At 61.3% G+C, this 19,413-nt stretch carries 17 protein-coding genes; 13 read left to right on the top strand and 4 right to left on the bottom strand.

The window, feature by feature from the left end; all coding sequences use genetic code 11:
- Positions 1–44: 44 nt before the first annotated feature.
- The 8 genes from IPM89_07380 (at position 45) to IPM89_07415 (ending at position 7,927) form a co-directional block, all read left to right on the top strand.
- The gene (locus IPM89_07380) at positions 45–641 is read left to right on the top strand and encodes a DUF3365 domain-containing protein (protein QQS55592.1); all 597 of its coding nucleotides are present in this window, start codon (positions 45–47) and stop codon (positions 639–641) included.
- Positions 642–651: 10 nt separating this feature from the next.
- Positions 652–1,101, top strand: coding sequence for an NUDIX hydrolase (locus IPM89_07385; GenBank protein ID QQS55593.1), 450 nt, complete (start codon positions 652–654; stop codon positions 1,099–1,101).
- Between the two features lie 152 nt (positions 1,102–1,253).
- Complete coding sequence (gene clcA, locus IPM89_07390) at positions 1,254–2,552, top strand: H(+)/Cl(-) exchange transporter ClcA (GenBank protein QQS55594.1); 1,299 nt, start codon at positions 1,254–1,256, stop codon at positions 2,550–2,552.
- Between the two features lie 320 nt (positions 2,553–2,872).
- On the top strand, positions 2,873–4,012 hold the full coding sequence (locus tag IPM89_07395; protein QQS55595.1) for a branched-chain amino acid ABC transporter substrate-binding protein: 1,140 nt from the start codon (positions 2,873–2,875) through the stop codon (positions 4,010–4,012).
- 78 nt (positions 4,013–4,090) lie between these two features.
- Complete coding sequence (locus IPM89_07400; protein QQS55596.1) at positions 4,091–5,008, top strand: branched-chain amino acid ABC transporter permease LivH; 918 nt, start codon at positions 4,091–4,093, stop codon at positions 5,006–5,008.
- A 3-nt stretch (positions 5,009–5,011) separates the two neighbouring features.
- Positions 5,012–6,322, top strand: a complete 1,311-nt coding sequence (gene livM / locus IPM89_07405) for a high-affinity branched-chain amino acid ABC transporter permease LivM (GenBank protein ID QQS55597.1) — start codon at positions 5,012–5,014, stop codon at positions 6,320–6,322.
- Between the two features lie 11 nt (positions 6,323–6,333).
- Positions 6,334–7,212, top strand: coding sequence for an ATP-binding cassette domain-containing protein (locus tag IPM89_07410; protein ID QQS55832.1), 879 nt, complete (start codon positions 6,334–6,336; stop codon positions 7,210–7,212).
- The gene (locus IPM89_07415; GenBank protein QQS55598.1) at positions 7,202–7,927 is read left to right on the top strand and encodes an ABC transporter ATP-binding protein; all 726 of its coding nucleotides are present in this window, start codon (positions 7,202–7,204) and stop codon (positions 7,925–7,927) included. The genes IPM89_07410 and IPM89_07415 overlap by 11 nt, the downstream gene beginning before the upstream one ends.
- A gap of 13 nt (positions 7,928–7,940) precedes the next feature.
- Here the strand turns inward: IPM89_07415 and IPM89_07420 are convergent, their stop codons facing one another.
- Together IPM89_07420 and IPM89_07425 are read right to left on the bottom strand one after the other, a co-directional pair.
- Entirely contained in the window at positions 7,941–8,999 is a 1,059-nt protein-coding gene (locus IPM89_07420) for a hypothetical protein (GenBank protein ID QQS55599.1), read from the bottom strand.
- An 86-nt stretch (positions 9,000–9,085) separates the two neighbouring features.
- Positions 9,086–9,982, bottom strand: a complete 897-nt coding sequence (locus IPM89_07425; protein QQS55600.1) for a recombination-associated protein RdgC — start codon at positions 9,980–9,982, stop codon at positions 9,086–9,088.
- 179 nt (positions 9,983–10,161) lie between these two features.
- On the opposite strand from IPM89_07425, the gene IPM89_07430 reads away from it, so the two are divergent.
- From IPM89_07430 to hflD, 3 genes are all read left to right on the top strand, one after another.
- On the top strand, positions 10,162–10,506 hold the full coding sequence (locus IPM89_07430; GenBank protein QQS55601.1) for a phasin family protein: 345 nt from the start codon (positions 10,162–10,164) through the stop codon (positions 10,504–10,506).
- A gap of 146 nt (positions 10,507–10,652) precedes the next feature.
- The gene (gene mnmA / locus IPM89_07435; protein ID QQS55602.1) at positions 10,653–11,741 is read left to right on the top strand and encodes a tRNA 2-thiouridine(34) synthase MnmA; all 1,089 of its coding nucleotides are present in this window, start codon (positions 10,653–10,655) and stop codon (positions 11,739–11,741) included.
- 30 nt (positions 11,742–11,771) lie between these two features.
- Complete coding sequence (gene hflD / locus IPM89_07440; GenBank protein ID QQS55603.1) at positions 11,772–12,389, top strand: high frequency lysogenization protein HflD; 618 nt, start codon at positions 11,772–11,774, stop codon at positions 12,387–12,389.
- A 10-nt stretch (positions 12,390–12,399) separates the two neighbouring features.
- Here the strand turns inward: hflD and relA are convergent, their stop codons facing one another.
- Together relA and IPM89_07450 are read right to left on the bottom strand one after the other, a co-directional pair.
- A complete protein-coding gene (gene relA / locus IPM89_07445) occupies positions 12,400–14,544 on the bottom strand; it encodes a GTP diphosphokinase (protein QQS55604.1) in 2,145 nt (714 codons plus the stop codon).
- Positions 14,545–14,727: 183 nt separating this feature from the next.
- A complete protein-coding gene (locus IPM89_07450; protein ID QQS55833.1) occupies positions 14,728–15,075 on the bottom strand; it encodes a hypothetical protein in 348 nt (115 codons plus the stop codon).
- A 292-nt stretch (positions 15,076–15,367) separates the two neighbouring features.
- Here IPM89_07450 and IPM89_07455 point away from each other — a divergent pair, with 292 nt between their 5' ends.
- Positions 15,368–16,639, top strand: coding sequence for an FAD-dependent oxidoreductase (locus IPM89_07455; protein ID QQS55605.1), 1,272 nt, complete (start codon positions 15,368–15,370; stop codon positions 16,637–16,639).
- Between the two features lie 253 nt (positions 16,640–16,892).
- A complete protein-coding gene (gene glgB, locus IPM89_07460; GenBank protein ID QQS55606.1) occupies positions 16,893–19,256 on the top strand; it encodes a 1,4-alpha-glucan branching protein GlgB in 2,364 nt (787 codons plus the stop codon).
- Positions 19,257–19,413 lie beyond the last annotated feature (157 nt).

The following is a 19,413-nucleotide window of genomic DNA, read 5'->3' on the forward strand; positions in this document are numbered from 1 at the left end:
ACTTATACTGACCGTCAAGTATTGACCGAAATGAGGAAATCCGCATGCGCTACTCTTCAACTCTGGTCCTTGGCGCAATGCTGGCGGCCGGCGTTGCCTTCGCCCGAACGCCGCCCGCCGCTGATGAGCAACCGGATGTCAGCGCCGAGGTGAAAGCCAGCCGCGCCGCCGCGCGACAGTTTGGTGGCGCGTTGAAGGAAGCACTGCAAGAGGCGATCAAGGCCGGTGGTCCGGCCAACGGCATCACGGTCTGCCACGACCAGGCCGGCCAGATTGCGACCGATCTTGGCTCGAAACTGGACATGATCGTCGGCCGGACCAGCCTCAAGATCCGTAACCCCGGCAACGCGCCCGACAACTGGGAACTCGCCGTGCTTAAGCAGTTCGAGGCCCGCAAGGCTCAGGGCGAGCCGGCCGACAAGCTGGAATTCTTCGCGGTCATCGAAGACGACCAGGGCCAGAAAACCTTTCGCTACATGAAAGCAATACCCACCGGCGCGCTATGCCTGGCCTGTCATGGCGGTAAACTCGATCCCGAAGTAGACGCCAAGCTGAAAGCGCTGTACCCAAACGACACCGCCCGCGGCTTCAAGGAAGGGGATCTGCGCGGGGCCTTCACCATCGCCCAGCCATTGCCGTAGAGGGGACCGCATGAACCCGGAATGGAGCCCGCGTCTGACCGTTGCCACCATCGTCGAGCGCGACGGACGCTTTCTGCTGGTGGAGGAATACGCCGACGGCGAGGAACTGGTCTACAACCAGCCCGCCGGTCACCTGGACGAGCACGAAACGCTGGCGGCGGCGGCTCTCCGGGAGACCCTGGAGGAAACCGCCTGGGAAGTCCGGGTCGATGCCATCGTTGGCCTGTATTACTGGACCCACCCCAAGGGCCATACCTTCGTCCGTACCTGTTTTGCCGGCACCGCCCTGCACCACCATCCCGACCAGCCGCTGGATCATGGCATCCAACGAGCGCTTTGGTTGAACCGGGATGAAATCGCGGCGTTGGGGCCGAAGTTGCGTAGTCCGATGGTGCTGCGCTGCATCGATGATTATCTGGCCGGCAGGCGCTATCCACTGGATTTGTTCGACTACCTCTGAAACGCCGCTCGGTCACCATTCCGACACACCGGCTTTGCGGCGGGCAAACTCGCGCCGAGCGCCGGTGCCCTACTTCCCCTTAAACGATGACTCCCCGAACGGATCAGAATTTTTCCCAACCCGGCGGCAATCTGCTCCGCGCCAAGCGGCGCATGGAGAAACTGAATCGCCAACGGCTGCGCCTGTTGCCGCGCGCCCTCTTGCTCGGCGTGCTTTCGGGCCTAATGGCGGTGGCTTTCGCGAAAGCCATGGATGCCGGCGACACGCTGCGGCTGTCTCTCCTCGACTTTGCCAGCCGTTTCGACCGGTGGGGAGTCGTCCTGTCCATTGCGTTTTCGGTCGTCACCATCAGCCTGGCGGTTTGGCTGGTCCGGTTCTTCGCCCCGGCCGCCGCCGGTAGCGGCATTCCTCACCTCAAGGGCGTCTTGCTCGGGTATCGTTCGATGGTCTGGCACCGGGTGCTCTGGGTGAAATTCGTCGGGGGGGTGATCGGCGTCACCGGCGGCCTCACCCTGGGGCGGGAAGGCCCCACCGTGCAAATGGGCGGCGCGCTAGGCCAGATGCTGGGCAGCCGCTCCCACAGCGATACCCTGGAACAACGCTCGCTGATCGCCGCCGGCGCCGGTGCCGGGTTGTCCGCCATCTTCAACGCGCCGCTGGCGGGCGTGGTCTTCGTCCTGGAGGAACTGCAAGGAAACTTCACTTCACTGGTGTTCTTCGCCGCGCTCATCGCCTCCATGACCGCCGATGTGCTTTCGCGTGGGCTCATGGGCCAGCATCCGGTGTTCCACGTAACGGTCACCGCCATTCCCGATCTGGCCAGCCTGCCACTATTTCTGGCTCTGGGTATCCTGGCTGGCGTTCTCGGCGTCCTGTTCAACCGGGCGTTGTTGACCACCCAGCGCTTGGGCGATACTCAAAACCCACGGCTGCTGGCGGGTAAATGGATCTCCTGGGGTGTGATCATCGGCCTGACCGGATGGTGGATGCCGGAAATTTGCGGAGGCGGCCAGCCGCTGGTGGAGCGGATTCTGAGCGGGCGCGAATACATCGATCTCTGGACACTGGCCCTGCTGTTTGGCTTGCGCTTCCTGCTGACGATGGGCAGCTACGGCACCGGCGCGGCCGGTGGCATCTTCGCGCCGCTGCTGGTACTCGGCGCCCTGCTGGGACTGGGGATCGGCGAACTGGGCCGCGAGTGGTTCCCGCTGGTCGCGCCGGAACCGCTGACGGTCGCGGTCGCCGGCATGGCCGCCTATTTCACCGCCATTGTTCGCGCACCGCTCACCGGCATCGTGCTGATCGTCGAAATGACCGGCAACTATTCCTTGATTTTACCGCTGTTCACCGCCTGCTTCTCGGCCTATGTCATCGCCGAATGGTGGCCGGATGTACCGATCTACGAGGCGTTGCTGGAGCGCGACCTCGAAAAGGATATCGTGTCAAACTAAGCGGCGGTTGAAAGACGGGAATGCTGGTGCCTGTTTCCCGGGCCGGCGCCAGCCCCCAGATCGACTTCCTTGATCCGAGGGTCGCCGAGTGGTTCCCGATGGCGCCAGATAGAGCGGCCGTCCCGGTTTCCGACGCGTAGGCGCGGGTGGCGATCCGCGCGGGCACGGCAATCTTTGCAAAAGTTGGCAAGATCGGGCAATGTCAATAAAAATTAAGAGAAGGGCCTAGCAATGTTACGGCCCCTTTGGCGCCACTCACTTCGAATTGGCGGCGCCAATCACATAGATCCGTTTTCAACCCATCCTCAAGGAGTGCTTTTATGGATTTTCCTTCCTTTCCGCGTGGCCTGTTGTCCATGGTCCTTGCTGGCGGACTGAGCCTGAGTGGCCTGGCTGGCGCCGCCGAGACCATCAAGATCGGCGTTGCCGGTCCAATGACTGGCGGCTACGCAGCATTCGGCGAGCAATTCTGGCGCGGCGCCAGCCAGGCGGCCGAGGACATCAACGCCGCCGGCGGCATCAATGGCAAGCAGATCGAACTGGTCAAGGGTGACGACGCCTGCGAACCCAAACAAGCAACGGCGGTCGCCAACCGGCTCCTGGACCAGGACAAGGTGGCGGCGGTAGTCGGCCACTTCTGTTCATCCTCGACCATCCCGGCTTCCGAAGTCTACGCCGACGCTGGCGTCCTGGTCATCACCCCCGGCTCCACCAATCCCAAAGTCACCGAGCGCGGTCTACCGACCGTGTTCCGCATGTGCGGACGCGACGACCAGCAAGGGCCGCTGGCCGCCGACTTCATCATCAAGAAACTCAAGGCCAAGAAAATTGCCGTGGTGCATGATAAGGACACCTACGGCCAAGGTATCGCCGACGCCATGCGCGATCGGCTGAAAGAATTGAAGGCCGACGACCGGGTGGTGCTGTATGAGGGACTGACCCGTGGCGAGAAGGATTTCAACGCCTTGGTGACCAAGATCAAGGCATCGGGTGCCGACACTGTATATTTTGGCGGCCTTTACAACGAAGCCGGCCCGTTGCTGCGGCAATTGCGCGAGCAGGGCTTGAAAGTCAACTTTCTCTCCGGTGACGGCAGTCTGGACCCGGCCATCGTCACCACCGCCGGCGGCCCGCAGTTCGTCGAAGGCGCCTACATGACCTCGGTCCGCGAGGCGCGCAACATCCCCACCAGTCAAGCAGTCGTCAAGAAAATGAAGGATGCCGGATTCGATCCCGCCGGCTTCACGCTGTATGCCTATGCCTCGCTGCAAGCCATCGCCGAAAGCATGAACGGCGCCAAGACCAGTGACGGCATGAAGCTCGCCAAGTGGCTCAAATCCCACACCGTGCCGACCGTGCTCGGCCCAAAGAGTTGGGATAGCAAGGGCGATCTCAAGGACACCAGCTTCTCGTTGTTCATCTGGGAACCGGACGGCACCTATAAGGAAATGCAGAAGTAATTCTTGTCTCCCGGCCCTTCCTCCCCGCGAGGGAGGGTCACCGCCCTTTCCCATCCCGCATTGGGTAGTCCGATCCGCATGGACTGGCATATTCTCGCCCAACAACTGGTCAACGGCCTGACGCTTGGCTCCATCTACGGCCTGATCGCCATCGGCTACACCATGGTGTACGGCATCGTGGGCATGATCAACTTTGCCCACGGCGATGTGTACATGGTCTCGGCTTATCTGACCGCAATCTGTCTGGCCGTCTTGTTCTCCTTCGGCATCGACTCGCTGCCCTTCGCCCTGCTGGCCACTTTAGCAACCACCATGCTGATCACCGCCGCTTACGGCTGGACCATCGAGCGCGTCGCTTACCGCCCACTGCGCGGCGCGCCTCGGCTGGCGCCGCTGATTTCCGCGATCGGCATGTCGCTGGTGCTGCAAAATGGAGTGCAACTCAGTCAGGGTGCCAAGACTCAAGGCGTGCCCAGCCTGATCCCGGCCACACTGCGCTTTGGCGAAGGCCATGACTTCGTGCAAATCACTTTGGTGCAATTGATGATTATCGTGGTCTCCCTGACCAGCATGGCGGCACTCACCTGGCTGATCCAGCGCACCTCATTGGGCCGGCAATGCCGCGCGACGCAGCAGGACCGACGGATGGCGGCGATTCTCGGCATCAACACCGACCGGATTATCTCCATGGTGTTCGTCATCGGCGCCGCCATGGCCGCCATCGCCGGGGTGCTGGTGACCCTGAACTATGGCTCCTTTGATTTCTACATCGGCTTCGTCACCGGCATCAAAGCCTTCACCGCCGCGGTGCTGGGCGGTATCGGCTCGCTGCCGGGCGCGATGTTGGGTGGCCTGATTCTCGGCTTGGCGGAAGCGCTGTTCTCCGGCATGGTCAACACCGATTACAAAGACGTATTCGCCTTCTCGCTGTTGGTGCTGGTGCTGATTTTTCGCCCCACGGGCCTGCTTGGTAAGCCGGAAGTGGAGAAAGTGTAAGCCATGCCACCCGTTGCCGCCGCCCCCTCCACGACCGGGGTTCGCTGGAATCTCGTGTTCCGCCAGGCTGTCCTGGAAGCCACCGCGGCGTTTGCCCTGGCGCTCTTGCTGCTGGGTCCCATCGTCGGCCTGGTGCTGGACGGCTATCAGGTCAAGAATGAATTGCAACGCCCGTTGCTAATCGCCGCGATCATCGCCGTGGGCCGGTTTCTGGTGACCTTGGCGATGCACACCCCGACCGGGCAAGCAGCGCTCGAACGGTTCAATGCCCGCCGTCGCCAACCGGGGGTGCTGGTGGTCAGCGCCTCGGAAAGCAACCAGCAGCGCTGGTGGCTACTGATCATCGTTGCCGTCAGCCTGACCCTGCCGTTTCTGGCTAGCAAGTATTGGCTGACGGTGCTGATCCAGGCCATGATCTACGTGCTGCTCGGTCTGGGTTTGAACATCGTGGTCGGGCTGGCCGGTCTGCTCGATCTCGGCTATGTCGCCTTCTACGCCGTCGGCGCTTATGGGTTGGCCTTGGGCGCACAGTATCTCGACCTGGGCTTCTGGAGCGCACTACCGCTGGCGGCGATGTTGGCGGCATTGTTCGGCGGCGTGCTCGGCTTCCCGGTGCTGCGGATGCATGGCGACTATCTGGCCATTGTCACCCTGGGCTTTGGCGAGATCATCCGCCTGGTGCTGAATAACTGGCTGGAATTCACCGGCGGTCCCAACGGCGTCTCCGCCCCAGCCCCGCAATTGTTCGGTCTGGAATTCACCCGCACGGCCAGGGATGGGGGGATACCCTTTCACGAATATTTCCAAATCAGCTACGATCCAACACATCGCTTCATCTTTATCTACCTGGCGCTGTTTCTGATCGTCTGTCTGATGGTCGTGGTGGTCACCCGCCTGCGTAACATGCCGATAGGCCGCGCCTGGGAAGCGTTGCGCGAGGACGAGATCGCTTGTCGCGCCTTGGGCATCAACCATGTTCTGGTCAAACTGTCGGCATTCATGATGGGGGCGACAGTCGGTGGTATCGCCGGAGTGTTCTTCGCCACCTATCAGGGCTTCATCAATCCGATGTCGTTCAACTTCTTCGAATCGGCGTTGATCGTCGCCATCGTGGTGCTGGGCGGGCTGGGTTCCACCACTGGGGTAATTGTGGCGGCGGTGGTGCTGACCATTTTACCCGAGCTGCTGCGCGCCTTTGCTGACTATCGGGTGTTTGCCTTCGGGGTGCTGATGGTGCTGATGATGATCTGGCGACCACGCGGCCTGATTCGCCCCCGGCGGCGTGCCTTCGAGGTCAAGGGATTGTGTCGATGACCAGCGACCCGATTCACCCGCCGCTTCTGGAAGTGGCCGGGTTGAGCATGCGTTTCGGTGGCATCCTGGCACTCAATGATGTCAGTTTTGAAGTCAGGCACGGTTCGATCTCGGCCCTGATCGGACCCAACGGCGCCGGCAAAACCACCGTATTCAATTGCCTGACCGGTTTCTACAAAGCGACGGAAGGCCGGATCGCGCTGCATACTCCGCGCGCCGCCATCGACCTGATTCAGATCCTGGGTCAGCCCTTTCAGGCCGGTGACCTGGTCAACCCGGCGGACTTTGCCAACCGGCTGTATTATAAAACGTTTGGTGGCACCCATCGGGTGACCCGGGCTGGGCTGGCGCGCACCTTCCAGAATGTGCGGTTGTTCAAGGAAATGACCGCGATCGAAAACCTGCTGGTCGCTCAGCACCTGCAACTCAACCGTAACCTGGTGGCGGGCCTGCTGCAAACCGCAGCCTATCGCCAATCCGAACGCGACGCCCTGGAGCGCGCTTACGCCTGGCTCAAGGTTTTTGGACTGGCCGAGGATGCCAACCGTCTGGCTGGAGAATTACCCTATGGTCACCAGCGGCGTCTGGAAATCGCTCGTGCCATGTGCACTGGTCCCCGCTTGCTGTGCCTGGACGAACCCGCGGCCGGATTGAATCCCCGCGAGACCGAGCAATTGAGCGAGTTGATTCGCCGGTTGCGCGACGAGCATGGGGTCACGATCCTGCTGATCGAACACGACATGGGCTTGGTGATGAGGCTGTCGGAGCATATCGTGGTACTGGATTATGGCGAGGTCATCGCCGATGGCGATCCGCACACCGTGGCGCACCATCCAGCCGTGTTGGCGGCCTATCTTGGAACCGACACGGTAAACGACGATGAGTCCTAGCGAGCCGTTGTTGCAAATCCACGAACTGGATGCCCGCTACGGTCCGATCCAGGCCTTGCGCCAAGTCTCCCTGCATATCGATTCCGGCGAAATCGTGACCCTGATCGGCGCCAATGGAGCGGGAAAATCGACCTTACTGATGAGCCTGTTCGGCGATCCACAGCCAGCCGGGGGCTGGATCCACTATCAGGGTTGCGACATCACCGGCCTGCCGACCCACGAGATCGCCAAGCGCGGCATCGCGCAAGCTCCGGAAGGACGGCGAATCTTTGCGGCGATGAGCGTGGAGGAAAATCTGCTGATGGGAGCGATACCGGTCGGGATGGAGCACATGGATGCCGACCTGATCAAAGTATTCGAGCTGTTCCCCCGCCTCAAGGAACGGCGCAATCAACGGGCCGGCACGCTCTCCGGCGGCGAGCAGCAGATGCTGGCGATTGGCCGGGCGTTGATGAGCCGGCCTCGCCTGCTGCTGCTGGATGAACCCAGTCTGGGACTGGCACCGCTGATGGTGCAGCGTATCTTTGCCACGATCCGGGAAATTCGTGACAGCGGCGCCACCATTTTTCTGGTGGAGCAGAACGCCCACCATGCACTAAAGCTCGCCCAGCGCGGCTACGTGCTGGTCAACGGTGAAATCCGCCTGTCGGGAACCGGCGAGGAATTGCTGGCCGACCCCGAGGTGCGGCGGGCATATTTGGGTGGACGAGGCTGAAAAACGACTTTACTTATAACGACCCCCTCGCCTCCCAGGATGGAGTAATGATCTGTTCGGAGCGCTTGCGACAGACCATTTCGAGTTCCTTCAGAATGGTCTCCATGCCAATCAGCCGGTCCAGAATGGTGCGGACCTCGCGCAGAGTGAAGATGACATCAACATCCATTTCCAGGTACTTTTGCCGCTCGCCGCGCTCCGCCTGCTCGATGGCCGCCTGAATGCTTTCTCCCTTATCCACCTCGGTACCCAGCAGGCGAATAAACACCCGGAGTTTTTCGCGTTGCTGGGTCATCCACTCATTGTACTGATGCAGCAGCTCGTAGCCGTCCTCGACCGAGTAGGCTTTATAGCGGAATTTAAGCTTGAGATCCTCGAAAGTGTTGTGGCGGAAAAGTCGCCCTTCTTTCCAATCATCGATGGTTTGCTTGAATTCGATCGGCAAAAAATCCACCCCGGCCTCAATGCGATTCTTGATGAACTCCAGTTCCTGTGCCTCCTTCTCCACCTTCTCGGCGGTGGTGCGCACCTGCTGACGGATCGCTTCCGTCCGAGTGTAGGTTTTTTGCGATGCCTTGCCCGGTTTGGCGACGGCGGGAGCGGCCACCCGGTTGCCTTCGCGTTCCGCATCCAACCATTCGGTGATGGCATCCTCGACGGCGCGCATTCGCGCCTCGACTTCCTCGGACTCCCGCCGCTCCACCGTGGTGCGCTTAATCTGGACACGCTCGGCCTCGGCCTGTTCGGCCGCCGCCCACTCGGCGATAGCCTGTTCCGCCGCCGCCTTCTCCGTCGCCGCCTTCTCCGTCGCCGCCTTCTCCGTCGCCGCCCGCTTGGCCGCCAGCCGCTCCGCCGCCGCCCGCTTGGTCGCCAGCCGCTCCGCCGCCACTTTCTCCGCCGCCACTTTCTCCGCCGCTACTCTCTCCGCCGAGGCTTTCTTCAACGCCTCTAACCGCTGTTCCATTCGCTGCTTATGCTGTTGGATAAAATGCAGGACCAGCCAGCCGGCGAACACAATGCTCGCCAGCGCCCCCAGCAATCCGATCACGCCCGTTAGTTGCCAACCGCTCATGTGTCGCCTTTTCGAACCGCCGCAGTGATGTACGGCCCCGCCGTATTATTCAAATCTAGCGCCTGTGCCGGCTCAATGCCGAATATCTACGCCTCGCCCCCGAATACCTCCAGCAAGCGCGGCGCCAGCAGCGCCAACTCGCCGCTCATCAGCGCGAACTCGGCATCGAATATCGCCTCTGGGGAGTCCGCGATATCCCGCAACGACTCCCGGATCACATCGAGAAATTGGAGCCGACGAATCGTCAACGCTTCATCGAGCACAAAGGCGATCCGCCCGTTCCAGCACAGGCCCAACCGGGTTACCTCCTTCCCCGCGGCCAGATGGCCGCGGATTTCGGTACCCGCCAAATCCTGTCCGCGACAACGCACGACTCCACCGGTTTCTCCCGCCTCCCGCAGCTCGCAGATATCACCCAGTGTAAATTCCGCGGGGGCTTGGCCCTCGGCCAGCCACGCCGTCATAACCGCCGCCACCGGGTGCCGCACCCGTGGCGGAGCGATCGGCAGGGTGTCCAGCGTCTTGCGCAGCATCCCGGTCAGCTCTTCCACTCCGCGCGGGCTGGCGCTGCCCACCACCAGCCAGCCCGCTGATGGATCGAGATAAGCATAGCCATGCCGGCTCCGGCACAGGGCGCGCGGCAGCAGTTCGCCCACCATCTGCTCGCGCAGTTCCTGTTTTTCACGCCGCCGCACTGGCCCCCGCCGCTCTTCCATCTCGGCGATGCGCTCGTCCACCATCTGGTTCAGCACAGCCGCCGGCAAGACTTTCTCCTCGGTCCGCAAGCACAGCAACAACCGGCCCGCCGCGGCATGCACCAGGTCGCGTCCCTTGCGGCCCAGCGGCGGCGCCCAGCCAGTACTGCTCGGTTGATGGCTGGGACAGGGCTGGAAGGCGCGCTGCTCCAGTCGCGTCGCCAGCGTCTCGGCCGAGAGCGGCAATGGCTCAACCAAGCGAAATAACGTCATATTCTTGAACCACATGGGAATTATCCATCGCCGCAAAGGTCAGCATTATCCGTCAATGCCGGCTGGACGCCAAGTCGGCATTGACGTCGCCGTCTTGCTGCGCTGCAATAAAAATCCGAGCTTATATTGCACTGCAACAAAAGCTGCTTTATGCTATTTTCCATCAACCGATCACTTGTGGAGAAACCACCGCCATGACCAACGATGCCCTAGCCAAAATGTCCGAGCAGTACCAGAGCTTCCTGGCTCCGGTGATCAAGGCCAACAAGCTGTCCGCCACCAACCTGGAAGCCTTGGTCAATTTTCAGATGAACGCCCTGCAATCCTATGTCGATATGGCGATGAACCGGATGAAAAGCGCCGCCGACATCAGCGACCCCGCCAGTTTGCAGGCGTTCCTGACCTCGCAGTCCGAGTCGATCTCCAGTTTGAATCAGAAGTTCATGGACGATGCCAAGACCCTGGCCGATCTGACAACGCGCTTCAAGGCCGAATTCGACCAGCTGGTACAGGACAGCTTGGGCGGTATCGGCAAATAAGCCGCCTCCTTCCCCGCAAGGCCGAACCTCCCGGTTCGGCCTTTTTCTTTGGCCGGCGGTGAGCAGACACTGTCCCGGCGGGTTCCGTTTGGTATTCTATAGCTCTCCATTCGCATCCTGCATCCCAGTTTCCCGATGATCTCCCAATGACAAAAAATCGGATCGTGGTGGGCCTGTCCGGCGGCGTGGATTCCTCGGTGGCCGCTCTGCTGCTGGTCGAACAGGGCCACGATGTGCATGGCGTGTTCATGAAAAACTGGGAGGATTCCCACGAGGCCGGTTACTGTTCCGCCGCCGAGGATCTGGAGGACGCGCGCTCGGTTTGCGACACGCTGGACATTCCCTTGCATCAGGTCAGCTTTACCGCCGAATATCGGGAACGGGTGTTCCGCTATTTTCTGGACGAATACCGCTGCGGCCGAACCCCCAACCCGGACATCCTGTGCAACACCGAAATCAAGTTCAGGGCTTTCCTCGACCATGCCCGCCGACTGGGCGCTGGGCGTATTGCCACCGGCCACTATGTCCGACGCGAAGGGCGCGACGACCACCAGCACTTGCTCAAGGGCCGCGACCCGAATAAGGATCAGAGCTATTTTCTGTACGGACTCGACCAGTCCCAACTGGCCAGCGCACTGTTTCCCGTCGGCGACATCCACAAGCAGGAGGTGCGGAATATGGCCGCCCGCGCCGGTCTGGTCACCCATGCCAAAAAGGACAGCACCGGCATCTGCTTTATCGGCGAACGTCCGTTCCGAGAGTTCCTGAACCGTTTTCTGCCAGCCCAACCGGGGCCGATCCGAACCCTGGACGGAGAACTGCTGGGCGAACATGCCGGCTTGATGTTTCACACCATCGGCCAGCGGCAGGGACTCGGCATCGGTGGCCGACGCGATGGCAGCGGCGCACCCTGGTACGTCGCCAGCAAGGAGCTGGACAGCAACACACTGATCGTGGTGCAGGGGCACGATCACCCCGCTCTGTTCCACCGGCGCTTACGCGCCTCGCAACTGCGCTGGATTGCCGGGCAAGCGCCCACCATGCCGTTGCGCTGTCAGGCCAAGATTCGCTATCGCCAGCATGATCAGGCTTGCGTGCTGGACGCGCTGGACCCACGAGGCGCCACGGTCCGGTTTTTGGAACCACAACGCGCCATCACCCCCGGACAGTCCATCGTCTTCTACCTCGCCGACGACTGCCTGGGCGGCGGAACGATCGACGCCGCCTGGGATTGAATCCAACTTCGCAACCCCGATCTCCATCTCATGCCCCAGACCGACCGTGATCGCGCCATCGCTCTCGCCGGCGTGCTGCAAGCCGCCGACCTGGTGCGCGGCATCGCCCGCCGCGGCCAAGCCAACCCGGAGGATGTCGAAACCTGCCTGAACAGCCTGATCAAGATTGACGCCGCCAGCAGCGACGACGTGTACGGCGGCATTCTCCAGCTGCGCACCGGACTACAACTACTTGAGCAGCAGCTCGGCAATCCGCGAGACATGGAATTGACCCGCTATGCGGTAACGCTGCTGAGCCTGGAACGCAAGCTATCCCAACGCGCCAATCTGTTGCGGGCCGTCCGTACCGGTATCGAGAACATCATCCCGAATCTGGCACATTTTCCGGTCGGGCACAGCAACTCCATCGCCCGTTTCGCCGAGATCTATCTGAACAACCTGAGCACACTGTCACCGCGCATCATGGTCAGCGGCGCACCGGTCCACTTGAACAACCCGGAGAACAGCAACCGGATTCGGGCGCTGCTGCTGGCCGGCATCCGCGCGGCGGCCTTGTGGCGGCAAAGCGGCGGGGGCCGGTTGACGCTGCTGCTGCGGCGCAATCCCTTGCTGCGGGAAACCCGGCGGCTGTTGGCCAGCTTGGCGTAAACCATCGGCTTCAACTCTTGCGATAGGCCTCCACCACGTTGTGCAACTGCCCGATCTGGTCCAGCACCCGGCTGAGTTGCACCACATCGGTGATTTCCAGGGTCAACCCCATGCGGGCGATCGAGGTTTCCCGGTCGGTCAGCGTGTTCGCGCCCAGCACGTTGACCTGTTCGTTGGCCAGAATCGAGGTAATATCGCGCAGCAGGCCGGAGCGATCATGGGCGACCACCATGACGTCCACCGGATAAGTGGCCGGCGTTTCGCCCCAACCGACCTCGATAACGCGTTCGTGATGCTGGCTGGCCAGACTCAGCCAGTTGGCGCAATCCTGGCGGTGGATGGTCACGCCGCGCCCCTGGGTGATGTAGCCGACGATCGGCTCGAACGGCGCCGGCTGGCAGCACTGCGCCATTTGCGTCAGCAATCGGCCCACCCCGCGGATCCGCACATCGTCCTTGCCGGACCCGACGCTCCTGGGCTTGCGCGCGATGGGTGGGTGGTTCGCGGCGGCGGGCGGCGCCGGTAGCAGATCCTGAATTTTGGCCACCACCTGCGCGGTGGTCAGCGCGCCGTGGCCGATGGCGGCGAACAGCTCTTCCGGTTTGGCGAAATTGAATTTTTCCGCCACCTTCTCCAGCTTGAGCTGCCGGATTCCCAGCCGCTGGAACTCCCGTTCCAACAGCGCGCGGCCGGCGGTAATGCTTTTATCCTGATCCTGCTGGACAAACCATTGGCGGATCTTGGCCCGTGCCCGATTGGTCTTGACATAGCCCAGATGCGGGCTGAGCCAGTCGCGGCTGGGACCGCCGGTCTTGGTGGTCAGCACGTCCACCTGCTCGCCGTTCCTGAGTTCATAAGTCAGCGGCACAATGCGGCCGTTGACCTTGGCGCCCCGACAGCGATGACCGACCTCGGTATGGATGTGGTAGGCGAAATCCAGCGGCGTCGCTCCCTGCGCCAGTTCGACGATGGCGCCCTTGGGTGTGATGGCATACACCCGGTCCTGGAACGCCTCGGCCTTGAAGCGCTCCAACAGATCGCCGTCGCCGGTCTCTTCCTCCCTATACTCCAGAATCTGCCGCAGCCAGGCGATTTGCTGTTCGGCTGTTTCGCCCGGACTCTCGCCGCCCTCTTTGTAGCGCCAGTGGGCGGCAACGCCCAATTCGGCGTTCTGATGCATAACGAAGGTTCGGATCTGTACTTCCAGGGCCCGGCCCTCCGGACCCACCACCGCCGTATGCAGTGATTGATAGCCGTTGGGCTTGGGATGGGCGATGTAGTCGTCGAATTCCTGATGGATATGGTTCCAGCAGGCATGCACCACACCGAGCGCGGCGTAGCAGTCATTCACCGTATCGACCATGACCCGCACCGCGCGCACATCGAAAATCTGCTCGAAGGACAGCTTCTTGTGCTGCATCTTCCGCCAGATGCTGTAGATATGCTTGACTCGGCCGCTGACCTCGGCGCGGATGCCGACCTGACGCAAATGATCGCGCAATTCCTCCATTACCCGGTCGATATAGTTTTCCCGGTCGGCGCGGCGCTGGTCGAGAGCAGCGGCGATTTGCTTGTAGGCCGACGGTTCCAGGTAGCGCAGCGCCAGATCTTCCATCTCCCACTTGATGCGTCCGATGCCAAGCCGGTTGGCCAGCGGGGTAAAAATGTCCAGAGTCTCCCGGGCGACGCGGCGCTGCCCGGCGGCGGGTCGCCGCCCGAACCGGCGCAGTTCATTCAGCCGCATCGCCAGCTTGATCAGCACCACCCGCACGTCCTGCGCCATTGCCAGCAACATCTTGCGCAGGCTTTCCAACTGATGGCCGGCATGCTGGCCGCTCTGGTGCAATTCGCCGATGGCATCGAGCTTGGCGATACCATCGACCAAACACGCGACAGCCGGTCCGAATTCCTCTTCAACCAAAGCCAGCTTGATCAGCCCGGCCGTAACCGGTTCGTATAGCAGCGCGGCGGCGACCACTTCGTGATCCATGCGCAAGCCGGCCAGCAGGTCGGCCACCGCCAGCTCCGGCTCGCCGCCGAGCGCGTAGGCGTGCCGGACGATCTCAATCTGAGCCGGCGACCAACTGATTTGCAGGGTACTTAGCCAGGTATCGAAATCCGCGCCGGCCAACGCGGTCTGCCGGGAGCTAACCATGATGCCTCCCCAAAACGATCTAATGGAACAGGCCCGTTCCGATGTTGGATATGCGGCGGAACGGAGGATCGGGGTCGGGCGGACGAACCGGATTATTTTGGTGGATGAGATCGGCCGGCACCGCGCCCTCCCCCTGGCGTCGGAGGGAGAGCAGGAATGCGGGCGGGAAACAGCGCGGGCTGTTTAGTTGTTCTTGGCGCCCTGATCGACCCACTGACGGATGATGGCCAGTTGTTCTTCCGGCAGTTTGACCTTGCCGTGCGGCATTTGAATGGAAGGATCCACGCCGGGACGGCCTTCGATCAGACGGTTGAAACTGCTGTTGAGACTCTGTCCGGGGATGATGACGGGACCCATCTTGGTGCCCTTCATTAACCCCTCATAGGTGCCCAGCGCCAAACCGCTCTTGGTATAGCCCTCGCCATTGGGCACGGTATGGCACTCCAAACAGCTCGCTTTCAGAATCGGATACACGTCCTTCTGGAAGCTCACCGGCTTATTCGGTTGTTCACCGGAACAACCCGCCAGCATGCCAAACCCCAAAACCAGCGCGAATGCAAGCAGTTTACGAGAGTTCATGGATCGTCCTTTTGGATATGTTTTAGACCTGCTCGGGTTATCGGATACGTCTGGATGATACCGCCATAATCTTACCAGACTGCGGCGGCGCGGGGATGCCAAAGCACCGCGAATCGTCACGAGCCAGCATCCAACCAAGCCCGCGGAAATGATCTATGCTCTACTTTTAAAGATGTTATTTACCTTAACCAGCTTCACAAACAACCGTCTGAAAATACCCCGAAGAGGGTTCGGGAGAACAATCATGGCTCATATCGTTGTGATGGGTGCGGGTATCGGCGGTATCCCCTTCGCCTACGAAGCCCGGGAGAAACTGGGCAAAACCCACGATATCACGGTGATCAACGCGAGCGAGGAGTTCCAATTCCTCCCTTCCAACCCGTGGTTGCTGGTCGGCTGGCGCCGGCGCGGCGATATCGCCTTCCCGATCGGCCCTTACCTCGAAAAAAAGGATATCCGTTTCATCGGTCGGCCGGTCACCCATATCGACGCCGCCCACAACCGGCTCACGATACAAGACGGGCAAACCGTCGATTACGACTATCTCGTCATCACCACCGGCCCCAAACTGGCCTTCGACGAGATACCGGGCACCGGCCCCCACAACGGCCACACCCATTCGGTCTGCGCGGTGGACCATGCCCAGACCGCCTACGAAGCCTATGAAGCCTTCTGCGAGGACCCCGGCCCGATCATGGTGGGCGCGATGCCCATGGCCAGTTGCTTTGGGCCGGTCTACGAAAGCGCGTTCATTCTCGATGCCGACCTGCGCAAGCGCAAGCTGCGCAAGCACGTACCCATGACCATGATCACCAGCGAGCCGTACATCGGCCACTTGGGCCTGGGCGGCGTCGGCGACTCCAAGGGTATGCTGGAATCAGATCTGCGCAACCGGCATATCAAGTGGATCACCAACGCCAAGACCACCCGGATCGAATCCGACCGCGCCCTTGTTGAGGAATATAACGAGCGAGGCGAAGTGATCCAGGAACATGAAGTACCCTTCAAGTTCGCCATGACCCTGCCGGCGTTTCGCGGCGTGGACCCGGTCGCCGCCGTGGATGGCCTGTGTAACCCGCGCGGCTTCGTACTGATCGACGCCAACCAGCGCAGCCCCAAGTACCGTAACATCTTCTCGGCCGGGGTCTGCGTGGCGATCCCGCCAGTCGAGGCCACGCCGGTGCCCACCGGGATACCCAAGACCGGCTATATGATCGAATCGATGGTCTCCGCCATCGTCCAGAACATCCAGGCCGACCTGGCCGGCCAACCAGCCGTGGCCAAGGGCACCTGGAACGCCATCTGCCTGGCGGACATGGGCGATACCGGCGCGGCCTTCGTGGCACTACCGCAAATCCCGCCGCGCAACGTCAACTGGTTCAAAAAAGGCAAGTGGGTTCACTACGCTAAAATCGCCTTCGAAAAATACTTCATTCACAAGATCAAAGCCGGCACCTCTGAACCGGTGTACGAGAAATATGTACTACGGACGCTGGGCATCGAACGGCTGGAATAAAGCGGACACCGACAGGAAAAATCGAGCTGCGACCGGTTGCTCCACAGGCGGACCGCCCGCTGATATCCTCACGGAAAGTCCTGCCCTGGCGGATTTTGCGTTATACTAGAGTCATTAACGTGCATGGCGTTTGGCGTTAGGCGCCCGATTTCAGACGCTTGCCGATTCCCGATTCCCGATTCCGCGCAACGCGCGATTTTCGTTCGCGCGTTGTTGTCTGGTTTTGCGGTTGGAGCACCAGCCGCCACCGGGCATGGCCCCAAAAACCTTTAACACTATAAGGACGCGCTACGTGACGAGCCCGAAACTCCAACCCGAACTGCAACGCATTATCGAAGCCCGCCATCACGACCCGTTCGCCGTACTCGGCCGCCACCCGCAAGACAAGAAAGTCGTGGTGCGCGCTCATTTGCCCTACGCCCAGGAAGTGCACATCGCCGAGGGCAACCTGCCCTTGCAGCGAATCCCCAACACCGATCTGTTCGAGTGGCAGGGCAAGGTCGATCAGGTCCCGGAGCGCTATCGGCTGATCTGGCGCGACGCCGACCACCACGAACACATTTCCCACGACCCCTATTGCTTTCCGCCGCAGTTGCCCGATTTCGATCTCTACCTGTTCGGCGAAGGCAAGCACTGGCATTCCTATCGCTTTCTGGGCGCGCACCGGCATGAGGCGGACGGGGTGGCCGGTGTGCTGTTCGCGGTGTGGGCGCCCAGCGCCGAACGGGTCAGCGTGGTCGGCAATTTCAACCGCTGGGACGGTCGAATCCACCCCATGCGGGTGCGTGGCGGCAGCGGCGTATGGGAGCTGTTCATCCCCAACGTGAGCCCGGGCGATCTGTACAAGTTCGAGGTCCGCAACCGCAACAGTGGCGCGATCATGCTGAAGTCCGATCCCTACGGCCAACAGTTCGAGCTGCGTCCCAGCACCGCCACCATCGTCACCAAGCCCGATTCCTATGCCTGGCGTGATGCCGACTGGCTGGAGCGACGCAAAAAATCCGACTGGCTGCATCAGCCGATGTCCGTCTACGAGGTCCATATCGGCTCGTGGCGGCGCGGGCCGGAAGGCGAGTTCCTGAACTATCGGGAACTGGCGCACCAGCTGGTGGAATACGTCAAGGAAACCGGTTTCAGCCACATCGAGCTGCTACCGATCACCGAGCATCCCTACGACGCCTCCTGGGGTTATCAAACCACCGGTTACTACGCCCCAACCAGCCGCTTCGGCACCCCGGACGATTTCCGCTATTTCATGGATTACTGCCACCAGCACGATGTCGGCGTGATCCTCGATTGGGTGCCGGCGCACTTTCCCAAGGACGCTGCCGGCCTGGCCCGCTTCGATGGCGAGGCGCTGTACGAGCACACCGACCCCCGCAAGGGCGAGCATCTCGACTGGGGCACGCTGATCTTCAACTTCGGTCGCTACGAGGTAAAAAACTTCCTGCTGTCCAGCGCCCTGTACTGGATCGAGGAGTTTCATCTCGACGGTCTGCGGGTGGATGCGGTCGCCTCGATGCTGTATCTCGATTATTCACGCAAGGAAGGCGAATGGATTCCCAACAAATACGGCGGGCGTGAGAATCTGGAAGCCATCGATTTCATGCGCGAGCTGAACACGGTGGTTCACAGCGAACACCCCGGCGCGATGGTCATCGCCGAGGAATCCACCTCCTGGCCGCAGGTCACCCGCCCGACCTACCTGGGCGGGCTGGGCTTCAGCATGAAATGGAACATGGGCTGGATGAACGACACCCTGCGCTACATGGCGCAGAATCCGATCCATCGCAAATATCACCACGACCTGCTGACCTTCAGCATGCTGTACTGCTTCACCGAGAACTTCATGCTGCCGTTCTCGCACGACGAAGTGGTGCATGGCAAGGGATCGATGCCGAACAAGATGCCGGGCGACGAATGGCAGCGCTTCGCCAACCTGCGGCTGCTCTATCTCTACATGTTCACCCACCCCGGCAAAAAACTGCTGTTCATGGGCACCGAGTTCGGCCAGGGCAACGAGTGGAACAGCGCCAACTCCATCGACTGGTGGCTGCTGCAGTACGATTTCCACCGGGGTTTAAAGCAGTTGGTCACCGACCTGAATCGGCTTTATCACAGCGATCCGGTGCTGCATCACTACGAGTTCGAATGGCAAGGTTTCGACTGGATCGACTGTCACGACGCCGAGCAATCCATCCTGAGCTACCTGCGCAAGAAGGACGATGACTTTTTGGTGGTCGTGGTCAACTTTACACCGGTCCCGCGCCAAGACTACCGCATCGGCGTGCCGCGGGCGGGCCGTTATACGGAAGTGTTCAACTCCGACTCCCACTATTACGCCGGCAGCGGCGTCGGTAATGGTGGAATCGACATGATCGCCGAGGAAAAGCCGTGGATGGAACATCCCTACTCGATCACCATTACCGTGCCACCACTGGGCGGTCTGGTGCTCCGTCCGGAACCGCTGCCGGAACCGGTGCTCACCACAACCGCCCTGGGCGAGCTGCTGGCTGATACGGCCATCGGGGAAGAACCGCTGGCGAAGCCAGCCGCCAAACGGCTGACATCCGCCGCCCCGGACTCAGTCGAGGAAGAGTTGGCACAACCTGAATAAACCGCTGTTGGGGCGCGGCGGCGAACGAGCCGCGCCCCAGACTGTTTCGAAGGTCGCCACCGGCCATCCATTCAGAAACGATCAGCTTCTGAATCATCTTCTCTTTAACTGATCAACTGGTTGATCGACCCTAACAGCGCTCTCGGTCACCAGCGCC

Source organism: Candidatus Competibacteraceae bacterium (genome assembly GCA_016699715.1).
Classification (GTDB): Bacteria; Pseudomonadota; Gammaproteobacteria; order Competibacterales; family Competibacteraceae; genus Competibacter.

Coding starts and splice junctions, on each gene's coding strand:
- IPM89_07380 (QQS55592.1), top strand. CDS start 45: ATGCGCTACTCTTCAACTCTGGTCCTTGGCGCAATGCTGGCGGCCGGC.
- IPM89_07385 (QQS55593.1), top strand. CDS start 652: ATGAACCCGGAATGGAGCCCGCGTCTGACCGTTGCCACCATCGTCGAG.
- clcA (QQS55594.1), top strand. CDS start 1,254: ATGGAGAAACTGAATCGCCAACGGCTGCGCCTGTTGCCGCGCGCCCTC.
- IPM89_07395 (QQS55595.1), top strand. CDS start 2,873: ATGGATTTTCCTTCCTTTCCGCGTGGCCTGTTGTCCATGGTCCTTGCT.
- IPM89_07400 (QQS55596.1), top strand. CDS start 4,091: ATGGACTGGCATATTCTCGCCCAACAACTGGTCAACGGCCTGACGCTT.
- livM (QQS55597.1), top strand. CDS start 5,012: ATGCCACCCGTTGCCGCCGCCCCCTCCACGACCGGGGTTCGCTGGAAT.
- IPM89_07415 (QQS55598.1), top strand. CDS start 7,202: ATGAGTCCTAGCGAGCCGTTGTTGCAAATCCACGAACTGGATGCCCGC.
- IPM89_07420 (QQS55599.1), bottom strand. CDS start 8,999: ATGAGCGGTTGGCAACTAACGGGCGTGATCGGATTGCTGGGGGCGCTG.
- IPM89_07425 (QQS55600.1), bottom strand. CDS start 9,982: ATGTGGTTCAAGAATATGACGTTATTTCGCTTGGTTGAGCCATTGCCG.
- IPM89_07430 (QQS55601.1), top strand. CDS start 10,162: ATGACCAACGATGCCCTAGCCAAAATGTCCGAGCAGTACCAGAGCTTC.
- mnmA (QQS55602.1), top strand. CDS start 10,653: ATGACAAAAAATCGGATCGTGGTGGGCCTGTCCGGCGGCGTGGATTCC.
- hflD (QQS55603.1), top strand. CDS start 11,772: ATGCCCCAGACCGACCGTGATCGCGCCATCGCTCTCGCCGGCGTGCTG.
- relA (QQS55604.1), bottom strand. CDS start 14,544: ATGGTTAGCTCCCGGCAGACCGCGTTGGCCGGCGCGGATTTCGATACC.
- IPM89_07450 (QQS55833.1), bottom strand. CDS start 15,075: ATGCTGGCGGGTTGTTCCGGTGAACAACCGAATAAGCCGGTGAGCTTC.
- IPM89_07455 (QQS55605.1), top strand. CDS start 15,368: ATGGCTCATATCGTTGTGATGGGTGCGGGTATCGGCGGTATCCCCTTC.
- glgB (QQS55606.1), top strand. CDS start 16,893: ATGGCCCCAAAAACCTTTAACACTATAAGGACGCGCTACGTGACGAGC.